Here is a 2,195-nt window from a genome sequence, read left to right on the forward strand (position 1 = left end):
CCGGCGCGCCGGTGGGGCCCTTCTTGCTGTTCTGGTGCTGTGTCGTGCGTCTCCCGCTACACGGGAGTGGAGGCGCCGAGCATCGCCGACGCCGTCTGGAGCGGGGTGAGGTCGCGCGGGGCCGCGTCCTCGGAAGGCGTGCGGCAGGTGAAGCCGAGGAGCGTCATGGCGCGGGTGACTTCCCCGGCGCTGAAGTCACGCCGGTCCTGCCGGGTGATGACCGCGCCCACCTGCTTGATGGGGTAGTGGCGGCGGCCGATGATGACGGAGTCACCCGTGACGGGCTCGGGCTTGATGCCCTTCATCGCTTCAAGGACTCCACCCTTGGTGAGGTCGAACGGGAAACGGGCGATGACGCAGCGCATGGTGCCTCACAGGCGAGGAGGGGGACGGCTGACAGAGTTGAGGCGATCGACGCGCGAAGGCTCTAGGCCGCCGAGCTGGATGCGGAAGGGCCCTGAGCGGGGCGACGCGGGGCACGGTCGGTGCGCCGGTCCTGGGCGCTGCGGCTGCGGCGGCCCCGGGAGGAGGGGGAACCGCCGCGCCGGGGGCGCTCCGCGGCCGGCATCGTGATGGTGACCGGGATCCCCGAAGGGGCCTGGGCGCCGGTGATGCGGCTCAACTCTTCGTCTCCGGAGCGCACTTGGGCCGTCTGCGGGGTGATGCCCGCGGCGGCCATCAGCCGGCTCATGTCGCGGCGCTGGTTCGGCGTGACCAGGGTGACGACGCTGCCGGACTCACCGGCGCGGGCCGTACGGCCGCCGCGGTGGAGGTAGTCCTTGTGGTCGGTGGGCGGGTCGACGTTCACGACCAGGTCGAGGTTGTCGACGTGGATCCCGCGCGCGGCCACATTGGTCGCCACGAGCACCGTCACATGACCGGTCTTGAAGTGGGACAGGGTCCGCGTGCGCTGCGGCTGCGACTTCCCGCCGTGCAGGGCGGCGGCGCGGACGCCGCTGCTCAGGAGGTGCTCGGTGAGCCGGTCGACGGCGTGCTTGGTGTCCAGGAACATGATCACCCGGCCGTCGCGGGCCGCGATCTCGGTCGTCGCCCGGTGCTTGTCCGCGCCGTGCACGTGCAGCACGTGGTGTTCCATCGTGGTGACCGCGCCGGCCGACGGGTCGACGGAGTGGACCACCGGGTCGGAGAGGTAACGGCGGACCAGCAGGTCGACGTTGCGGTCGAGCGTGGCCGAGAACAGCATCCGCTGGCCCTCGGGGCGCACCTGGTCGAGCAGCGCGGTGACCTGGGGCATGAAGCCCATGTCGGCCATCTGGTCGGCCTCGTCCAGGACGGTGATGCCGACCTGGTTCAGCCTGCAGTCGCCGCGATCGATGAGGTCCTTGAGCCGGCCGGGCGTGGCCACGACGACTTCGGCGCCCGAGCGCAGCGCACCGGCCTGCCTGCCGATCGACATGCCGCCGACCACCGTGGCGAGCTTCAGCTTCAGGGCGCGGGCGTACGGCGTGAGCGCGTCGGTGACCTGCTGGGCCAGTTCGCGGGTGGGGACGAGGACCAGGGCAAGCGGCTGGCGCGGCTCGGCGCGCTGGCCTTCCGTACGGGCGAGCATCGCGAGTCCGAAGGCGAGGGTCTTGCCCGAACCGGTGCGGCCGCGGCCGAGTACGTCGCGGCCCGCGAGGGAGTTGGGCAGCGTCGCCCCCTGGATCGGGAACGGCACGCTCATGCCTTCGCGCTCGAGCGCGGTGAGCAGCGGCGCCGGCATCGCGAGATCGGCGAACGCCTCGACGGCGGGGAGCGCGGGGGTGACCGTGACCGGCAGGGCGAACTCGCCCTGGGGCGCGGACGGTCGGCGCCCGTAGCCGCCCGAACGGTTGGAGCCACCGGAGCGGCCGCCGGACGGCGCGCCGTAGCGGTTCCCGCTACGGCCGGAGCCGGAGCCGGAACCAGAGCCGGAGCGGTAGGAGCGGTCGTTCGTGCGTGTGCGGTTCATGCGGAACCTTCCTTGATGCGGCACGTACCAAGGAATTTCCGCAGCGGAAGCACAGCGCGGAGAATCGCGAGAACGGGCCGGAGTAAATGCGTAAAGCGAATCCGGCCGGCGATAAATGTGCTGCGGGCGGATGCGCGGGAACGAGTGACGTTCCTGACAGGGTCGGCACAGGGAACACGAGGTCGATGACAAAGTGTTCGCGCAGGAAATCCGTGGCCCTGGATGGTGCGGTAAATGCACGAGC

At 71.2% G+C, this 2,195-nt stretch carries 2 protein-coding genes; both read right to left on the reverse strand.

The window, feature by feature from the left end:
* Positions 1–56: 56 nt before the first annotated feature.
* Positions 57–365, reverse strand: coding sequence for an SCO5918 family protein (locus ACFQ7F_RS45755; RefSeq protein ID WP_383285713.1), 309 nt, complete (start codon positions 363–365; stop codon positions 57–59).
* 62 nt (positions 366–427) lie between these two features.
* Entirely contained in the window at positions 428–1,951 is a 1,524-nt protein-coding gene (locus ACFQ7F_RS45760) for a DEAD/DEAH box helicase (protein WP_383285715.1), read from the reverse strand.
* Positions 1,952–2,195: the final 244 nt, after the last annotated feature.

Source organism: Streptomyces sp. NPDC056486 (assembly GCF_042795295.1).
Classification (GTDB): Bacteria; Actinomycetota; Actinomycetes; order Streptomycetales; family Streptomycetaceae; genus Streptomyces.

Excerpts from the sequence above, each read along its gene's own strand:
- ACFQ7F_RS45755 (WP_383285713.1), bottom strand. The coding sequence starts at position 365 with ATGCGCTGCGTCATCGCCCGTTTCCCGTTCGACCTCACCAAGGGTGGA.
- ACFQ7F_RS45760 (WP_383285715.1), bottom strand. The coding sequence starts at position 1,951 with ATGAACCGCACACGCACGAACGACCGCTCCTACCGCTCCGGCTCTGGT.